General features: G+C 43.2%; 1 pseudogene. It reads right to left on the reverse strand.

Going from position 1 to position 906, the window contains the following annotated elements:
- Nucleotides 1–463: 463 nt before the first annotated feature.
- Nucleotides 464–906, reverse strand: a pseudogene (locus tag EAO37_RS09430) (P-type conjugative transfer protein TrbL); the annotation flags it as partial.

Genomic DNA, 906 nt, shown 5'->3' on the forward strand with positions numbered 1-906 from the left:
TGGTATCGTATAACTGAGGCAATGGATAGTATCCAAAGGTATAAGTAACGAATGCACTCCTCCTAACTAATAACCCGCATTTCTTATCTGTTTTGAGGACATCTTGCCCTTTTTCTAGCCCATCTGCCATTCTTGTGTAACACTGCACCAGCATTGCAGTTAAGCTAGTTTTCTTCTGTTCTCTTATACGCTGGCCTGCTAATCTCTTCCTTTCTCTGCGCGTTCACATTTAGCTTCTTGAGCTTCACTCAAATTGGGAAAAGTCTGTCGCACTCTTTCAACACCTTCTCTCGCTCTTGTTTGTGTGTAGAATAGTATTCCACACTCTCACCATAAGCACAGGTCGCAAAAAACCCGCTAAACCAACACCCTTTAGCGCACGCTTTAAAGTCTGTTGCATGAAAAAACCCTTTTTCAAAAAAACTCAAAAATTGGGTTCATTGTAACATTTTTTAGCTATAATTCATTCACCCTCTTTTTTGATCCTCTCATCTGCTTTGTTGCTATTAGGCGCGTTGTTTGAGGGGCTGTATTGATTACTTGCATTATTACCTGCTGTAAATCCACTCCCTAAAGCACTTTTGATGGTATGCACACCAAACTTCACTCCCGAGCTAATGGACTCTCTATTAGTTACAGCACTAACTCCCCCTGTAGCTCCCATTGTAGCTAAAGCACCTAATCCTGCTCTCACTCCTGCTAACCCTCCCCCTGCACTCTAGTAAGCCTGAGTTATCTTATTGGCTGCTACCACTGCAGAACCTCCTACCACTGCCCCCCCTATGCTTGTCCCTATCTTTTGCATCATCTCTGTAACTGCTCCCACACCCCCGCTTGTGCCAAAGATACCATTTATGAAATCTGGAATGCGCTTGACAAGGTAGAAACAAACTAAGGAAGACAAAA

Source organism: Helicobacter sp. L8, from assembly GCF_003660355.1.
GTDB classification, from domain to species: domain Bacteria; phylum Campylobacterota; class Campylobacteria; order Campylobacterales; family Helicobacteraceae; genus Helicobacter; species Helicobacter labacensis.